The organism is Amycolatopsis sp. NPDC098790 (genome assembly GCF_044759945.1).
Taxonomy (GTDB): Bacteria; Actinomycetota; Actinomycetes; order Mycobacteriales; family Pseudonocardiaceae; genus Amycolatopsis.
The window spans coordinates 754,591-769,489 of the sequence record NZ_JBIWAI010000005.1 but is presented as its reverse complement, the minus strand read 5'-3'; the positions used below and the strand labels follow the sequence as shown (position 1 = coordinate 769,489).

16 protein-coding genes are annotated in these 14,899 nt (G+C 71.4%); 8 read left to right on the top strand and 8 right to left on the bottom strand.

The features are described from left to right. Positions 1–8: 8 nt before the first annotated feature. The 3 genes from ACIQWX_RS37205 to ACIQWX_RS37195 all read right to left on the bottom strand — a co-directional run bounded on the left by ACIQWX_RS37205 (position 9) and on the right by ACIQWX_RS37195 (position 4,565). Positions 9–980, bottom strand: coding sequence for a TAXI family TRAP transporter solute-binding subunit (locus tag ACIQWX_RS37205; protein WP_400881382.1), 972 nt, complete (start codon positions 978–980; stop codon positions 9–11). Then, entirely contained in the window at positions 977–2,941 is a 1,965-nt protein-coding gene (locus ACIQWX_RS37200) for a TRAP transporter permease (RefSeq protein WP_400881380.1), read from the bottom strand. The genes ACIQWX_RS37205 and ACIQWX_RS37200 overlap by 4 nt, the downstream gene beginning before the upstream one ends. Positions 2,942–3,065: 124 nt before the next feature. Then, positions 3,066–4,565, bottom strand: coding sequence for a leucyl aminopeptidase (locus ACIQWX_RS37195; RefSeq protein WP_400881378.1), 1,500 nt, complete (start codon positions 4,563–4,565; stop codon positions 3,066–3,068). A gap of 110 nt (positions 4,566–4,675) precedes the next feature. Between ACIQWX_RS37195 and ACIQWX_RS37190 the strand changes: the two genes are divergently transcribed. Next, on the top strand, positions 4,676–5,524 hold the full coding sequence (locus ACIQWX_RS37190; RefSeq protein ID WP_400881376.1) for a hypothetical protein: 849 nt from the start codon (positions 4,676–4,678) through the stop codon (positions 5,522–5,524). Further along, positions 5,517–6,182: a DUF402 domain-containing protein gene (locus ACIQWX_RS37185; protein ID WP_400881374.1), complete on the top strand. Its 666-nt coding sequence runs from the start codon at positions 5,517–5,519 to the stop codon at positions 6,180–6,182. The genes ACIQWX_RS37190 and ACIQWX_RS37185 overlap by 8 nt, the downstream gene beginning before the upstream one ends. Here ACIQWX_RS37185 and ACIQWX_RS37180 read toward each other — a convergent pair. Beyond that, complete coding sequence (locus ACIQWX_RS37180) at positions 6,139–6,438, bottom strand: hypothetical protein (protein WP_400881372.1); 300 nt, start codon at positions 6,436–6,438, stop codon at positions 6,139–6,141. The two genes, ACIQWX_RS37185 and ACIQWX_RS37180, sit on opposite strands and share 44 nt — an antisense overlap. A 96-nt stretch (positions 6,439–6,534) precedes the next feature. Here ACIQWX_RS37180 and ACIQWX_RS37175 point away from each other — a divergent pair, with 96 nt between their 5' ends. Beyond that, positions 6,535–7,638 carry a branched-chain amino acid aminotransferase gene (locus ACIQWX_RS37175; RefSeq protein WP_400881370.1) on the top strand — a complete coding sequence of 368 codons (1,104 nt, stop codon included), beginning with the start codon at positions 6,535–6,537 and terminating at the stop codon, positions 7,636–7,638. A gap of 54 nt (positions 7,639–7,692) precedes the next feature. On the opposite strand, the gene cobT is transcribed toward ACIQWX_RS37175, so the two are convergent. Then, a complete protein-coding gene (gene cobT, locus ACIQWX_RS37170; RefSeq protein ID WP_400881474.1) occupies positions 7,693–8,769 on the bottom strand; it encodes a nicotinate-nucleotide--dimethylbenzimidazole phosphoribosyltransferase in 1,077 nt (358 codons plus the stop codon). Positions 8,770–9,417: 648 nt separating this feature from the next. Here cobT and ACIQWX_RS37165 point away from each other — a divergent pair. After that, positions 9,418–10,095 (top strand): 2-C-methyl-D-erythritol 4-phosphate cytidylyltransferase, encoded by a 678-nt coding sequence (locus ACIQWX_RS37165; protein ID WP_400881368.1) that lies wholly within the window; start codon positions 9,418–9,420, stop codon positions 10,093–10,095. Here the strand turns inward: ACIQWX_RS37165 and ACIQWX_RS37160 are convergent. Next, on the bottom strand, positions 10,092–10,547 hold the full coding sequence (locus ACIQWX_RS37160) for a hypothetical protein (protein ID WP_400881366.1): 456 nt from the start codon (positions 10,545–10,547) through the stop codon (positions 10,092–10,094). The two genes, ACIQWX_RS37165 and ACIQWX_RS37160, sit on opposite strands and share 4 nt — an antisense overlap. A 136-nt stretch (positions 10,548–10,683) precedes the next feature. Between ACIQWX_RS37160 and ACIQWX_RS37155 the strand changes: the two genes are divergently transcribed. From ACIQWX_RS37155 to ACIQWX_RS37145, 3 genes are read left to right on the top strand one after another with little or no spacing between them, the layout of a single operon-like run. Next, complete coding sequence (locus tag ACIQWX_RS37155) at positions 10,684–11,433, top strand: GntR family transcriptional regulator (protein WP_400881364.1); 750 nt, start codon at positions 10,684–10,686, stop codon at positions 11,431–11,433. Further along, on the top strand, positions 11,430–12,272 hold the full coding sequence (locus tag ACIQWX_RS37150; RefSeq protein WP_400881362.1) for a phosphoribosylaminoimidazolesuccinocarboxamide synthase: 843 nt from the start codon (positions 11,430–11,432) through the stop codon (positions 12,270–12,272). The genes ACIQWX_RS37155 and ACIQWX_RS37150 overlap by 4 nt, the downstream gene beginning before the upstream one ends. Continuing rightward, positions 12,265–12,477, top strand: coding sequence for a hypothetical protein (locus tag ACIQWX_RS37145; RefSeq protein ID WP_400881360.1), 213 nt, complete (start codon positions 12,265–12,267; stop codon positions 12,475–12,477). The genes ACIQWX_RS37150 and ACIQWX_RS37145 overlap by 8 nt, the downstream gene beginning before the upstream one ends. Here the strand turns inward: ACIQWX_RS37145 and ACIQWX_RS37140 are convergent. After that, entirely contained in the window at positions 12,474–13,463 is a 990-nt protein-coding gene (locus ACIQWX_RS37140; RefSeq protein WP_400881358.1) for an aldo/keto reductase family protein, read from the bottom strand. The genes ACIQWX_RS37145 and ACIQWX_RS37140 overlap by 4 nt on opposite strands. A gap of 209 nt (positions 13,464–13,672) precedes the next feature. Continuing rightward, entirely contained in the window at positions 13,673–14,320 is a 648-nt protein-coding gene (locus tag ACIQWX_RS37135) for a DUF3043 domain-containing protein (RefSeq protein ID WP_400881356.1), read from the bottom strand. Positions 14,321–14,466: 146 nt separating this feature from the next. Here ACIQWX_RS37135 and ACIQWX_RS37130 point away from each other — a divergent pair, with 146 nt between their 5' ends. Beyond that, positions 14,467–14,844, top strand: a complete 378-nt coding sequence (locus ACIQWX_RS37130; protein ID WP_086681079.1) for an iron-sulfur cluster assembly accessory protein — start codon at positions 14,467–14,469, stop codon at positions 14,842–14,844. Positions 14,845–14,899 lie beyond the last annotated feature (55 nt).

Sequence of the window (14,899 nt, the reverse complement as noted above, 5' to 3'; positions counted from 1 at the left end):
CACCGACCCTAGCCCAGCGCTTGCTTCGCCCCCGGGTGCAGCGGGACCGGCTCGGTCTGCGTGGCCAGCTGCTTCGTGATCTCCTTCGCGGCCGGGTGCACCTTCGCGAGCTCCGCCTGCTTGTCGAAGATCAGCTTGGTGATCGCGCACGCGTTGCCCGCCGGGAAGTCCTCGCGCACCAGCAACAGGTTCGGCACCACGACCGTCGGCACGTCCGATGGCTGGGCGTAGGTGGCCGCCGGGATCACGCCCTGGGCGTAGACCTCGTTGACCTGCTTGAGCTTCGGCAGCAACGGCGTGATGTCGACGAACTTCACCTTGTCCTTCAACGAGGTCGTGATGTCGGTGATCTGCGCGGTCGGCAGCCCGCCGGACCAGACGAGCCCGTCGAGCGTGCCCGCCTTCATGCCGTCCGCGGTCTTGGCGAGGTCGAGCCGCTGCGCCTGGACGTCGGTGTCCTTCAGCCCGGCCGCCTGCAGCAGCCGGTTCGCGATCACCTCGGTGCCCGACTTCGGCGAGCCCGTCGAGATCCGCTTGCCGCGCATGTCCTCGACGCTGTTGATGCCCGAGTCCGTCCGCACCAGGACCTGCGTCGAGTTCGGGTAGATCCGGGACAGCGCCTGGACCTTCTGCGGCTTGCCGTCGAAGGATCCCTTGCCCCGCACGGCGTCCGCCGCGGTGTCGGCGAGGGAGAACGCGACGTCGTAGGTGCCCGCCACCAGCTGCTGGATGTTCTGCACCGACGCGCCGGTCTCGGCCGCCGTCGCGCGCAGCTTCGAGTTGTTGCTGATCAGCTGGGCCAGCCCGCCGCCCAGCACGTAGTAGACGCCGCCGCTGTTGCCGGTGGCGATGGTGATCCGGCCTTCGCTCGCTTCGCAGGACTGGGTCCCGCTCGCGGCCGGCTGGTCGGTCTGCTGCTTCCCGCCGCAGCCGGTGACGGCCAGTGCCAGCACCGCGGCCGCGGCCAATGCGCGTTTCATGCTGTCCTCCTCTTGACGACGGCGTGGGCGAGCAGGGCGGCGACGCCGAACGCGGCGCCGACCGCGATCGGCACCGGCTCCAGGTAGAGCAGGCACAGGGCGGCGGGCACGAACAGCAGCCGAACGGGCAGGCTGACCGGCCCGAACAGCCAGCCGCCGGTCACCACCGCGAGCGCGGCGACGGCGACCGCCGACACCGCCGCCACCCAGAGCACGGTGAGGACGTCGGACTGCAGCAGCAGCGCGGCGCCGTTGTCGGTCAGCACGAACGCGATCGGCACGAGGAACGCGGGCAGCGTGTACTTCCAGCACTGCCACATGGTGCCCAGCACCGACCCGCCGGTGATGGCCGCCGACGCGACGGCGGCGAGCGCGGTCGGCGGCGTGACCTCGGAAAGCACGGCGTAGTAGAAGATGAACATCGCGCGCTCGGCGTCGGCGACCCCGAGCGTCTCCAGCGCCGGGCCGATCACCACCCACGCGATGATGAAGCTGGCGGTGACCGGCACCGCGAGCCCGAGCACGCCGACCGCGACGGCCGAGAGCAGCACGGTCAGGATGAGGATCAGCGTGCCGTTGTCGGTGAGCGCGCCGGCCAGTTCCACCAGCGCGTCGGCGAGTTCGAGGCCGAGCCCGGTCTTGGTGATCGTCGAGGTGATCACCCCGGCCGCCGCGCACACCGCGATCACCGGCAGCGCCCCGCGCACGCCGGCCGAGAGCGCATCGACCATGTCCTTCGCCCAGCCCTTCACGTCCCGGCGCCGGGCGATCAACGCGAAGAGCGCGGCGACGCCGGTCGCGTAGACGACCGCGGCGAACGGCGGGATGTCCAGGGCGAGGAACACGACGATGATCGCCAGCGACAGGAAGTGGTAACCGCCGCGCAGCAACAGCTTCCACGGATCGCCGTGCGGGACGTCGACGGGCTCGGCCTTGAAGCGCCGCGCGTCGGCCTCCATCGCGAAGACGATCCCGAGGTAGTACAGCAGCGTCGGGACGGTCGCCCAGATCAGCACGGTCAGGTACGACGTCTGCAGGTACTCGGCGATGATGAACGCGGCGGCGCCCAGCGTCGGCGGCGAGAGGATCGCGCCGATCCCGGACGCGGCGAGCAGCCCGCCCGCGTTTTCCTTGGGGTAGCGGGCTTTCTTCAGGATCGGCCAGGTGATCGAGCCGAGGCTGACCGCCGTCGCGGTGCCCGAGCCCGAGACCGTGCCGAGCAGGAAGCCCGACAGGACGGTGGTCCGGCCGGGAGCCGTCCGGGACTTGCGGAAGGCCGCGAACGAGATGTCCACGAAGAACTGTCCGGCCCCGGAGGCGTTCAGCACGGCGCCGTAGAGGGTGAACAGCACGATGTAGCTGCCCGCGACGTCGAGCGGGGTGCCGTAGAAGCCGCTCGCGTCGTTGTAGAGCGCGTTGACGATCTGGCTGAAGTCGATCCCGGCGTGGGCGATGCCCCAGTTCTGCGGGAGGTAGCCGCCGTAGTAGGCGTAGGCGAGGAAGAGCAGGCAGACGATCGGCAGCACCAGCCCGGTCGTCCGGCGGGTGGCTTCGAGGATCAGCACGAGCAGCAGCGCGCCGGCGACGACGTCCAGCGGGGACAGGGTGCCCTGGCGGTTGAGGAAGTCGTCGTAGCCGACGAGCACGGGATAGAGGCCGACGGCGAGGGTCAGGACGGCCAGCGCCCAGTCGGTCCAGCCCGGGTCGTCACGGCCGCGCAGCCGCGGGCGGTAGCAGAGGAAGACCAGCGGCAGCGTCACGCCGAGGAAGAGCACGAGGTAGAACTGGTTGCCCTTGGCGAAGGGGAAGAACACCTGCTTGAGCACCAGCACGGCGACGGCCAGTGCCACGAAGTAGACGACGCGGTCGGGGACGCGGGAGAGGGTGCGCGCCGGGCGTTCTTCGTCGTGCTCGGCGGCGATTTCGGCGGGGGAGTCGCGTTCCACCGGCTCGGTCGTCACCCGGCCACGGTACGGTGTCGCGGATCACACCGAAAGCGGCAATTCGATCACCGCTCCCGAAGCGACGTGAATGACTCATTCATGTCGTCTGGCGACATGAATGAGTCATTCACGTCAGTGCACCTCAGCCGTTGGCGGCGATGTCCGCGAGCACCGCGGCGATCGTCCGCACCGGGACGCCCGTGCCGCCCTTGCCGGTGTAGCCCCACGGGGAACCGGTGTTGAACGACGGGCCCGCGATGTCGATGTGGACCCAGTCGAGGCCGTCGGCGACGAACTCGCGCAAGAAAATACCGGCGGCGAGCATGCCGCCCCACCGGTGGCCCGTCACGTTGGCCAGGTCGGCCAGCCGCGAGTCGAGGTCGGCGCGCAGCTCCTCCGGCAGCGGCATCGGCCAGCCGTTCTCGCCGGTGGCCTGCATGATCGCGGCGACGCGGTCGCGGAAGTCCTCCGACCCCATGACGCCGGCCGTGCGGTTGCCGAGCGCGACGACCTGGGCGCCGGTCAGCGTCGAGGTCTCGATCAGGTAGTCCGGGTTCTCCTCGGCGGCGCGGACCATCGCGTCGACCAGGACGAGCCGGCCTTCGGCGTCGGTGTTGAGCACCTCGACGGTCTTGCCGCCGTACATGGTCAGCACGTCACCCGGGCGGTACGACGTCCCGGACGGCAGGTTCTCCGCCAGCGGGATGTGCGCGACGACTTCCAGGGGGTACTTGAGCTTCGCGGCCAGCACGACCGACGCGAGCACGCCGGCGGCGCCGGACATGTCCGAGGTCATGTGGTCCATGTTCGCGGCGGGCTTGAGCGAGATGCCGCCCGAGTCGAACGTGATGCCCTTGCCGACGAGGGCGACCTTCTTGGCGGCCTTCGCCGGCTTGTAGCCGATGCGCACGAGCCGCGGCTGGCGCGCCGAGCCGCCGCCCACGCCGAGGATGCCGCCGAAGCCCTTGCGCTTCAACGCCTTCTCGTCGAGGACCTCGAACTCGAGGCCGTTGTCCTCGGCCAGCTTCTTCGCGCGGTCGGCGAAGGAGGCGGGGTAGAGGTCGTTCGGCGGGGTGTTGATCAGGTCGCGGGCGGTGAGCACGGCCTCGGCGATGGCGGTCGCGGCCTTCAGCGTCGCCTTGTGCTCGCGGGCGGTGCCGTCGGCCGGGCTCGCGAAGTCGACCTTCGCGACCGGCGCGTCGCCCTTCTCCGAGCGGTAGGCGGTGAAGACGTAGGAGCCGAGGACGGTCCCCTCGACGGCGGCCTGCAGGTCGAGCTCCGACAGCGTCACGAACGCGCGGTCGGTGCCGGCCAGCGCGCGGCCGGCGGCACCGGCGGCGCGGCGGACCTGCTCGGGGGTGACGCCGTCGCCGGCCTTGCCCAGGCCGACGGCCAGGACGACCCCGGCGGCGAGCTTGCCCAGCGTCGGGAGCTTGACGACCTCTTCGGCCTTGCCGCTGGCGCCGAGGGTGGCGAGCAGGCCGGCCAGGCGGCCGTCGAAGGCGGCGTCCACGGCGGCGGCGCCGTCGGCGAGAAGCGGGCCGTCCTCGCCGGCCAGGGTGCCGATGACGACCACGTCGGCGCGCGTCTTGGCCAGTGCCTCCCCGGTGTTGTCGGACAGGGCGAGCTTAGGCACGGTCACTTCTGGCTCCTCGCGCGTTCGCGGTGGTACCGGGCGCCGGCCCGGTCGGGATCGTGAGCCATGCTAATGACGGCGGAAGCAGCGGTGAACACAGGGCGAGGAGGGGCGGCGTGCGGCTGGGCGGTGGGCTGCTGGTGGCGCTGGCGGCCGGAGCGGCAGGCGCGGGCTGGTGGCTGCTCGCCGGGCTGGTGCTGGCGGCCGTCGCGGCGGGTGTGACGGCGGCGGTGCCGGAACCCGGGGAAGCCCTGGTCGACCGGGTCGTCGTGGCCGTCGCCCGGCTGGCCGAGGTGACGGTCTACGCGATCGCGTTCGGCGCCTACGCCTTCCCCGCGCACCGCGAACTCGCGGCCGCGGCCTTCGTCGTCGTGGTCGCCGGCGCGGGGTTCGCCGGGCTGAAGATCCCGACCTTCGTCGTACGGATCGCGGGCGGGCTGCTCCTCGCCGCCGGGCTCGTGCTGGTCGCGCTGTGCGTCGCGGTGACGCCGGTGGCGACCGCGGGCGGCGGTCTCCAGGTGCCGGACTTCGCGGGCGTGCTCGTCGCCGCCGTCGTGTTCCTGCCCTTCCTGCGCCCCGGCGGACGGGAGTTCGCCGGGTGGCGCGTGCTGCTGCTCGGCGCCGTCGCGGTGCTGGCCGCGTTCGCCGCGCTCTACCAGCTGGGCGCGGTGCGGCTCGGGCTGTCCCTGACGTCGATGCGCGACCTGCTGTCCGCCGCCGACGCGGATTCCCTGCAGCCGCTGCTCACGGTCGTCGCGGTGGTCGCGACCGTGGTGCCCGCGCTCGCCGCCGGCGTCGAGGTCCGGGAGCGCACCGGAATCCGGGGTTCGGCGGGGATCGCCGTCGCCGCGGTGGCCGCGTACTTCCTGCCGGCGCTGCCCGTGCTCGTCGCGGCCGGGCTGGCGACCGTGATCGAGCTGCTACTGGGCGTACGCGCGCGCCGGTACAGTGGGGCGCGTGAGTGATCGACGCTGGCGGCCGGGGGAGACCGTGGTCGAACGGTTCCACCGCCCCGACGGCTCGATCGGCCAGGTCCACCCGCTGCGCGTCCTCGACGACGACGGCCGCGTCCTGCGCGGCTGGATCCCGGCGGGCACCCCGATCGTCGGCAGCAGGCTCGCCGACGGCCGCCTGATGCGCGACGCCCCCCTGGAGCAGCGGTTCCGCATCCCGCGGGTGGCGGTCGCGGACTCCTGGCACGGCACGTCGACGCTGCGCCGGGTCCCCGAAGACGAGTGGTCGTCGGTCTGGTGGTTCTTCGACCTCGAAGGCCGGTTCAAGAACTGGTACGTCAACCTGGAGATCCCGCTGGGCCGCACGCCCGGCGCGGTCGACCGGATCGACGGCGTGCTCGACGTCGTCGTCGAGCACGACGGCACCTGGCGCTGGGACGACGAGGACGAAGCCGAGGCCGCCATCGACGTCGGCCGCCTCACGCTCGAGCAGTTCGACCGGCTGCGCGCGGAAGGCGAGCGGATCGGCGCGCTCGCCGAACGCGGCGCCTACCCGTTCGACGGGACCGACACCGACTTCCGCCCCGAGGAGGGCTGGCCGGTGCCGGAGCTGCCCGAGGGGCTGCTCAGCCCGCGGTCAGGAGAAGGATCAGCGCCAGCACCGCGTTGACGACCGCGAGGATGACGACCGACTTCGTCGGGACCACCTTCGGGAACACCGTCTTGCCGTGGATGCTGCGCCACCAGACGATGCCGAAGACCCCCGCGACGAGGCCGAGGAAGCCGCCGAAGCCGCTGGACAGCACGGCCCAGCCGACCATGCCGAGCAGGCCGACGCCGAAGGTCAGCAGCACCGCGGTGACGAACGTCTTGACGTCGGCCCCGCCCGTCTTGGGCCGGGGCACCGGCTGCGTGGAGTAGCTCACGCCGTCATCTTAGGGTGAGCGGGGCGCGGGCGCGGGAGACCCGCAACAGTGGGACTTCCGACTAACGCGCCTCCGACCAAAGGGTATCGTCGAGCCATGACGACCACGACGCAGTTCGCCTCTGTCCCGCACCCGAGTCCTGCGAGCGCGGACCGTGTCGCGGAGGTACTCGAGAAGCCCGGTTTCGGGTTGTACTTCACCGACCACATGGTGACCGTCAAGTGGTCGAAGACCGAAGGCTGGCACGACGCCCAGGTCGGTCCCTACGCCCCGTTCACCCTCGACCCGGCGACGTCGGTGCTGCACTACGGCCAGGCCATCTTCGAGGGCCTGAAGGCCTACCGCCAGCCGGACGGCACGATCGCGTCGTTCCGCCCGGACGCCAACGCCGCGCGGTTCCGGCAGTCGGCCGAGCGGCTCGCCATGCCGCAGCTGCCGGAAGAGGTCTTCGTCGAGTCGCTGCGCGAGCTCATCGCCGTCGACGGCCGGTGGGTGCCCACCCGCCAGGGTGATTCCCTCTACCTGCGGCCGTTCATGATCTCGACGTCCACCGGGCTCGGCGTCAACAGCCCGGCCGCCGACTACGTGTACACGGTCATCGCGTCCCCGGCGGGCTCGTACTTCTCCGGCGGCGTGAAGCCGGTGAGCGTGTGGCTGTCGACGGAGTACGTGCGCGCGGCGCCCGGCGGCACCGGCGCGGCGAAGTGCGCCGGCAACTACGCGGCGTCGTTCGTGGCGCAGGCGCAGGCCGTCGAGAAGGGCTGCGACCAGGTGGTCTGGCTCGACGCCGTCGAGCGGCGCTGGGTCGAGGAGATGGGCGGGATGAACCTGTTCTTCGTCTTCGGCTCCGGCGAGAACGCCCGGGTGGTCACGCCCGAGCTGACCGGCTCGCTGCTGCCCGGCGTGACGCGCAAGTCGCTGCTGCAGCTGGCTTCGCGGCTCGGGTACAAGGTCGAGGAGCGCCGGATCTCCACCGAGGAGTGGGAGAAGGCGGCGGCTTCGGGTGAGCTGACCGAGACGTTCGCGTGCGGCACGGCGGCGGTGATCACGCCGGTCGGGCACGTCAAGCACGCGGGCGGCGAGTTCACGATCGCCGACGGGCAGCCGGGTTCGCTGACGATGAAGCTGCGCGAGGAGCTGACCGGCATCCAGGAAGGCACCCACCCGGACGTCGACCACTGGATGGTCCCGCTGGGCTGAATTGCTTGACGAGGAACGGCCCCCGCGTCTTCCGCGGGGGCCGTTTTCGTCGGCTCAGGTGGCGGTGGCCGGGATGACCGGGCCGGAGACGCCGGCCTGCTCGTGCGTGGCGGTCTCGGCGAGGACGCGGGCCGCCATCATCAGCAGCGGCAACGCCGTCACCGCGCCGGTGCCTTCGCCGAGGCGGACGTCCAGTTCCAGCAGCGGGCCCAGATCCAGGTGCTCCAGGGCGAGCGCGTGCGCGGGTTCGGCGGTCCGCTGCCCGGCGACCCACCAGCGGCGCGCGCCCGGCGCGAGGTCCTCGGCGACGAGCGCCGCGGCACACGCGACGAGCCCGTCGAGCACCACCGGCGTCCGGCGGACGGCGGCCTGAGCCAGGAACCCGGCCATCGCCGCGATGTCCGCGCCGGCGGTGGTGCGCAGCAGGGCGATCGGGTCGGCGAGGACCGCGCGGGCCCGGCGCAGCGCGTCGCGCACCGCGGCGGCCTTGCGCATCCAGGCGTCGTCGTCGATGCCGGAGCCGCGGCCGACGACCGCGACCGGCTCGCTGCCGGTCAGCGCGGCCACCAGCACCGACGCCGGCGTGCTGTTGCCGATCCCGAGGTCGCCGGGGATGAGCAGGTCGGCCCCGCCGTCGACCTCCGCGTCGGCGATCGCGATCCCGGCGCGGACGGCCTGCTTCGCCTCGTCGGCGGTCAGGGCGTCCTCGACGTCGATGGAACCGGAGCCGCGGCGCACCTTGAACTCGCCGATCGAGCGCGTGGCGGGTGCTTCGGTGTCGACGGCCATGTCGACCACGCGGACGCTCGCCCCCGCGGCGGCGGCCAGCACGTTGATCGCGGCGCCGCCGGTCAGCATGGTGCCGAGCAGCTGCCCGGTGACCTCGGCGGGGTAGGCGGAAACGCGCTTGGCGGCAATGCCGTGGTCACCGGCGAAGACGATGACGCGCGGCCGGGTGAACGGCCGCGGCGGCGACTGGCCCTGGCACGCGGCGATCCAGACGCCCAGCTCTTCGAGCCTGCCGAGCGACCCGGCCGGCTTGACCAGCTTGTCGTGCAGCGCGATGGCATCGGACCGGGCGTGGTCGTCGGGCGGGGTGATCTCGGGGAACTCGATGCTGTCCGGCTCCACACCAGGCCCTTTCTCGTCCACGGCAACGCTGTGGCCAACCTACCGGCAGCACGCGGGCCCGCGGCGGCGGCCGGTCGCCTCGGAACGACGTGAATGACTCATTCATGTCGCCAGGCGACGTGAATGAGTCATTCAAGACATCCGGCGACGGTGCGGGGAGGGGGTGCGGCGGCGGGGAGGCGCGCGGCGGGGAGGCGCGCGGCGGGGAGGTGCACGGCGGGGAGGTGCACGGCGGCGAGAAGGCATGCGGCGGCGAGAAGGCGTGCGGCGGAAGTCAGGCGGCGAGAGGGTGCGGCGGGAGTCGCGCGGCGGCAGGTGCGTGGCGAGCGCGAGCGCGGCGACGAGTTGCGCGGCTGCCGATCCCCTCGAAAGGTCTTGAATGAGTCATTCAGGACGCCGGACGTCCTGAATGACTCATTCAAGACATCGGGCGCCGGTCTGGAGCGGTGGCGAGGGGCGTGGCGGCAGGAAGTGCGCGGGTGTGAGAGGGGTATGGCGGGAGTTAGGCGGCGGTGAGAGGGGCGCGGAGAGAGTGCGCGGCGGTGAGACGGGCGCGGCGAGAGTGCGCGGCGGCGAGTTGCGCGGCGGCGAAGCCCGCGGCGGCGGGGAAGCAAGGAAGCCGTCGCGCGGGCGGTAGTCTCGCGGCTCGTGGAGACGACGGCGGCCGCGGTGGTGCTGGCCAGCGGCGCGGGCACCCGCGTCGGCGCGAAGCTGAACAAGGTCTACCTGCCCGTGGCCGGGCGGCGCGTGGTCGCCTGGTCGCTCGACGCCTTCAAGCGCGTCCCCGGGATCGGCGTGCTCGTGCTCGTCATCCGGCCGCAGGACCGCCACCTGGCCGACGAAGTCGCCGGCGACGGCGTCGAGATCGTGCACGGCGGGGACACGCGCCAAGCCTCCGAGCTCAACGCCCTGCGTCACCTCGCCCCGAGAATTGCAGGCGGCCGGGTCGACGCCGTGCTGTTGCACGACGCGGCCCGGCCGCTGGTCCACTCCGAGCTGATCGGCGCGGTACTGACCCGGACACGCGAGGACGGGGGGGCTGTGCCGGGCCTGGCCGCCGACGACGTCGTCGGAGTGGATGCCGGGCACCTGGTCGCCCAGGTGCCCGGCGCGATCCGAGTCCAGACGCCTCAGGGCTTCCGGGCCGGACCGCTGCTCGAGGCCTACGAACAGGCCGAGCGCGAGGGCTTCGTGGGTACGGACACTTCGTCCTGCATGGAGCGGTTCTCCTCCCTGCCGATCCGCTGGGTCCCGGGGGCTCCCGAGAACCTCAAGATCACCTACCCCCACGACCTGGTGGTCGCGGAGCGCCTCCTGAAGCGTTAAGCGCAGGCGGGCGGGCCGCCGCCGTCGTCGCGTTCCGTCGTTTCCGTGGTGCCTGTCGGCCGGATCGTCACGTCGTGGCGCAGTTCCGGCGGGATGTGGCACTCCGGCTGTGGCCGCAGTGCCTGCAGCGGCGCGCCCGGGGTGCCGGGCTCCGCGAGGGTGAGCACCGCCCGCAGCGTCCAGACCGGGGTGGCGTGGTACTGCCACGTGACCACCTTCGGGCTGAACACGTCGGTGCCCGGGAACAAGGGCACGCGGAAGGCGCTCGCCCGGTGCTCGTCCCGCAGGACGATGACGTCCGCGCAGGTCGGCCACCGGTGGACGGCCGCGTAGACCTCGGGGGCTTCGCGGCCGCCGAACAGGTGCAGCACCCACTTGCGGCGCCGGAGTTCCTCGAGGAGTTCCTCGAGGCCCTGGCCGCTGGAGCCGGTGTGAGCTGTGGGCGGGGACACACTTTCGAGGGTAACTTGCGTACTAGAGCGCAGTCCAGCACGTGTACTAGTACACCTGGGTGGTTCTGAACAGGGCTTTGTGGGAGACACCCCGGCGTGCTAGAACACTTGAGCGTAATCCCTGTGAGGAGCCGCCTTGCCCACCCTCGACCGTCCTGAGCCGCCGTACCTGCAGATCGCGGGCCGCATCCGTGACGACATCCTGTCCGGCCGGCTGCAGGAGGGCGACGCGGTGCCGTCCGCCCGCGAGATCGCGCGCACGTGGGCCGTCGCCATGGCGACGGCCACCAAGGTGCTGGCCACGCTCCGCTCGCAGGGGCTCGTGCGGCCGGTGCGCGGCGTCGGCACGGTCGTCGACCGCGGCGGCCTGCACCGCACGGCCCGCGACCGCACCGCCGCTTCGACGCGTACGGGCCGCATCTACCCGCCCGGCCACTTCGCCGTGATCCGCTCGGCCGGCCTGGAGCCGGCGTCCGAGCGCGCCGCGGCCGCGCTGGGCCTGGACGAGGGCGCCCCGGCGATCCGGCGGCGCCGTACCACGTACGGGCCGGACTCGCGGCCGCTGTCGACGTCGACGTCGTGGTTCGACGGCGCGCTGTCGGCCAAGGCGCCGGCGCTGCTGGTGCCCGAGCGGATCGTCGAAGGCACGTCGGCCCACGCGGCCGCGCGCCTGGGCACGAAGATCGCGACGACGCAGGAACGGCACGCGGCGGGCCGCGCGGGCGAGGAGGAGGCGGCCGAGCTCGGGCTGCCCGCCGGGTCGCCGGTGCTGCTGGGCCGGAGCACCTTCCTGGCGGCCGACGGGACGGTCGTCGAGTACGGTGAGTCCGCCGCCTTGCCCGACCACTGGGTTTTCTACGAGTACACGACTGAGGACGGCGAATGAAGCACATCCACGCGGGCAAGGTCCGCGACCTGTACGAGCTCGACGGCGGGGACATCCTGCTGGTCGCGTCCGACCGGGTCTCGGTCTACGACGTGGCGCTGCCGACGCTGATCCCGGACAAGGGCAAGCTGCTCAACCAGCTTTCGGCCTGGTGGTTCGAGCGGATGGCCGACGTCGTCCCGAACCACGTGGTGTCCACGACGGACGTGCCCGAGGGGTTCGCCGGCCGCGCGACGCGCTGCAAGCCGCTGCAGATGGTCAAGGTCGAGTGCATCGCCCGCGGCTACCTGGCCGGCCTTGGGCTGCGCGAGTACCAGCGTGACAGCAGGATCTCCGGCGTCGCGTTGCCGCCGGGCCTGGTCGAGGGCGACAAGCTGCCGGAGCCGATCTTCACGCCGACGACGAAGGAGTCCGACACCGGCCACGACGAGTTCATGACCTTCGACGAGGTCCTGAACGAGATCGGCGAGGACACCGCGAAGCGCCTTCGCGAGCTGACGCTGGAGATCTACACCCGGGGCGCCGAACACGCGGCGAAGCAGGGCGTGATCATCGCGGACACGAAGCTGGAGTTCGGTTTCGACGCCGACGGCACGCTGACCCTCGGCGACGAGGTCCTGACGTCGGACTCGTCGCGGTTCTGGCCGGCCGACGAGTGGGAGCCGGGCCGCCCGCAGCACGCGTTCGACAAGCAGTTCGTCCGCGACTGGTCCCTGACCACCGGCTGGGACAAGACCGAGCCGGGCCCGGAGGTCCCGCCGGAGATCGTCGAGCAGACGCGGCAGCGCTACACGGAGGTCTACGAGCGGATCACCGGGAAGACCTGGGTCCGTGGGTGATTACGACCCGTACAAGCTGATCGACGAGGTCGAGACGCTGCTGGTTTCGCACGGCCTCGCGCCGGCGCGGGTGCCCGGGCGAGGAGGCGACCGGCTGGCGGGTGCCAGCCGCCTCCTGCGCGGGTTCGGGCTGCAGCCCCGGCTGGCCCCGGAAGACGCGTTCGAGTTCGACGTGCCGTTCCAGGGCCGGATCAACCAGGACTAGGGGCTCTTGGTCAGGCTCGCGTCGCGCTCGACGACGTCGCCGAGGACGTCGTCGATGGCCTTCAGCAGGTCGGCGTCGAGCTTCTTGCCGGCGGCCTTGACGTTCTCGTGCACCTGCTCCGGGCGCGAGGCCCCGATGATCGCCGAAGCGACGTTCGGGTTCTGCAGCACCCACGCGACGGCGAGCTGCGCGAGGGACAGGTCGGCCTGCTTGGCGAGGGGCTCCAGCTCGGCGACGCGCTTGAGGACGTTCTCGTCGAGGAAGCGGGCGACCATGTTGGCGCCGCCCTTCTCGTCGGTGGCCCGCGAGCCGGCGGGGAACTCGGCGCCGGGCTTGTACTTGCCGGTGAGCACGCCCTGCGCGATCGGCGACCAGACGATCTGGCTGAGGCCTTCGCGCTCGGAGGCGGGGATGACCTGGTCCTCGATGACGCGCCAGAGCATGTTGTACTGCGGCTGGTTGGAGACGAAGGGGACCTTCAGCTCGCGCGCGAGGGCGGCGCCGCGGGAGATCTGCTCGGCGGTCCACTCCGAGACGCCGACGTAGAGCACCTTGCCCTGGCGCACGAGGTCGGCGAAGGCGAGCATGGTCTCTTCGAGCGGGACGGTCCGGTCGAACCGGTGCGCCTGGTAGAGGTCGACGTAGTCGGTGCCGAGCCGCTGCAGGGACGCGTTGGCCGACTCCACGATGTGCTTGCGGGACAGGCCCTTGTCGTTGGGGCCCTTGGGACCGGTGGGCCAGAAGACCTTGGTGAAGATCTCGAGGCTTTCCCGCCGCTGGCCCTTCAGCCCGCGGCCGAGGACCGATTCGGCGGCGGTGTTGGCGTAGACATCGGCGGTGTCGAAGGTGGTGATGCCGGCGTCGAGCGCGGCTTTGATGCAGGCGTGCGCCTGGTCTTCCTCGACCTGGGAACCGTGGGTGAGCCAGTTCCCGTACGAGATCTCACTGACGTTGAGGCCGCTGCGGCCGAGACGACGAAACTCCATGGTGTGAGCTTAGGCGGTAATCGTTTGCTTTGCTAACGACCCTGGAGTGACTCCAGCCTCGCGGGCCCCTCCCGAAGTGACGTGAATGACTCATTCATGTCGCCAGGCGACATGAATGAGTCATTCACGTCGTTTGCCCGGCGCGGAGAGGCCGGCGGACAGCAAGAAGCCGGGTCGAGCGTCGCTCGACCCGGCTTCTCGAAACCAGCTCAGTTGGGGATGCGATCCCCGGGCTTCAGCCGCGGCTTGGGCACCCGCAGCCGCCGGATCTGGGACGCCCGTACGAACGCGTACCACCCGATCGACCGCCCGCTCACGGTCTCCTTCGGGAACTTCTCCCGCACCAGCTTCGCGATCTTGCGCCCGTTCACGAAGCCCTCGATGGCCATCACCAGCAGCAGCGCCGTGCACAGCAGCGTGATGTACGACTGGACCTGGGGCAGCGGCACCAGCAGCGCCAGGAACACCAGGATCGCCAGCGGCATGAACAGGCCCAGCAGGTTGCGGCGCGTGTCGACCAGGTCGCGGACGTACGCCTTGACCGGCCCGCGGTCGCGCGGGAGCAGGTACTTGTCGTCGCCCGCCATCATGCGGTCGCGGCGGAGCTTGGCCGCCGCGCGGCGGTCTTCCTTCGTCTGCGGGTTCGACTTGCGCAATTCCTTGTTGCGCTTCATCGCCTCGCGCATCGTGGTCGGCGGCGGCGCCACCGGGCCACGGCGCTTCGCCTCCGCGTCACGCCGCTTCGGCGTAGCCTTGCCCTTACCGGGCGTGAACGACTTGCCGCCGACGTCGACGGCGTCCGTCGTCTCCGGCTCTTCGGCGGCGGTGTCTGTGGTGCTTCGGCGCAGGAACCTCACCTCACCAGGGTATTGCAGGCGTCACGCCGCCGTTCACCAGGTCGATCCATGTGCGACCATGGTGGGGGAACAGATCGGACTCTCCGGGTGTTGAAGACGTCAGCACGAGGAGTATCCGCAGCGAGTTCGAACTTAGAGGGAGTGCCATGACGACCGCTGAGCACGCCGGCGCGACGCAGGCCGAGACCGCCGAGGAGACCCACGGCGTCACGTTGACCGACGCCGCGGCTTCCAAGGCGAAGGCCCTGCTCGAGCAGGAGGGCCGCGACGACATGCACCTGCGCATCGCCGTCCAGCCGGGTGGCTGCGCGGGCCTGCGCTACCAGCTGTTCTTCGACGAGCGTTCGCTCGACGGCGACCTGTTCCGCGACTTCGACGGCCTCAAGGTCGCCGTCGACCGGATGAGCGCGCCGTACGTGTCGGAAGCCGTCATCGACTTCGTGGACACGATCGAGAAGCAGGGCTTCACGATCGACAACCCGAACGCCACCGGCTCCTGCGCCTGCGGCGACTCGTTCCACTGAGCCGGACGTGAAAAGGCCCCGTCGTCCCGAACCGGGAGGGCGGGGCCTTCTTCGT

Coding starts and splice junctions, on each gene's coding strand:
- ACIQWX_RS37130 (WP_086681079.1), top strand. CDS start 14,467: ATGACGACCGCTGAGCACGCCGGCGCGACGCAGGCCGAGACCGCCGAG.
- ACIQWX_RS37205 (WP_400881382.1), bottom strand. CDS start 980: ATGAAACGCGCATTGGCCGCGGCCGCGGTGCTGGCACTGGCCGTCACC.
- ACIQWX_RS37175 (WP_400881370.1), top strand. CDS start 6,535: ATGACGACCACGACGCAGTTCGCCTCTGTCCCGCACCCGAGTCCTGCG.
- ACIQWX_RS37150 (WP_400881362.1), top strand. CDS start 11,430: ATGAAGCACATCCACGCGGGCAAGGTCCGCGACCTGTACGAGCTCGAC.
- ACIQWX_RS37140 (WP_400881358.1), bottom strand. CDS start 13,463: ATGGAGTTTCGTCGTCTCGGCCGCAGCGGCCTCAACGTCAGTGAGATC.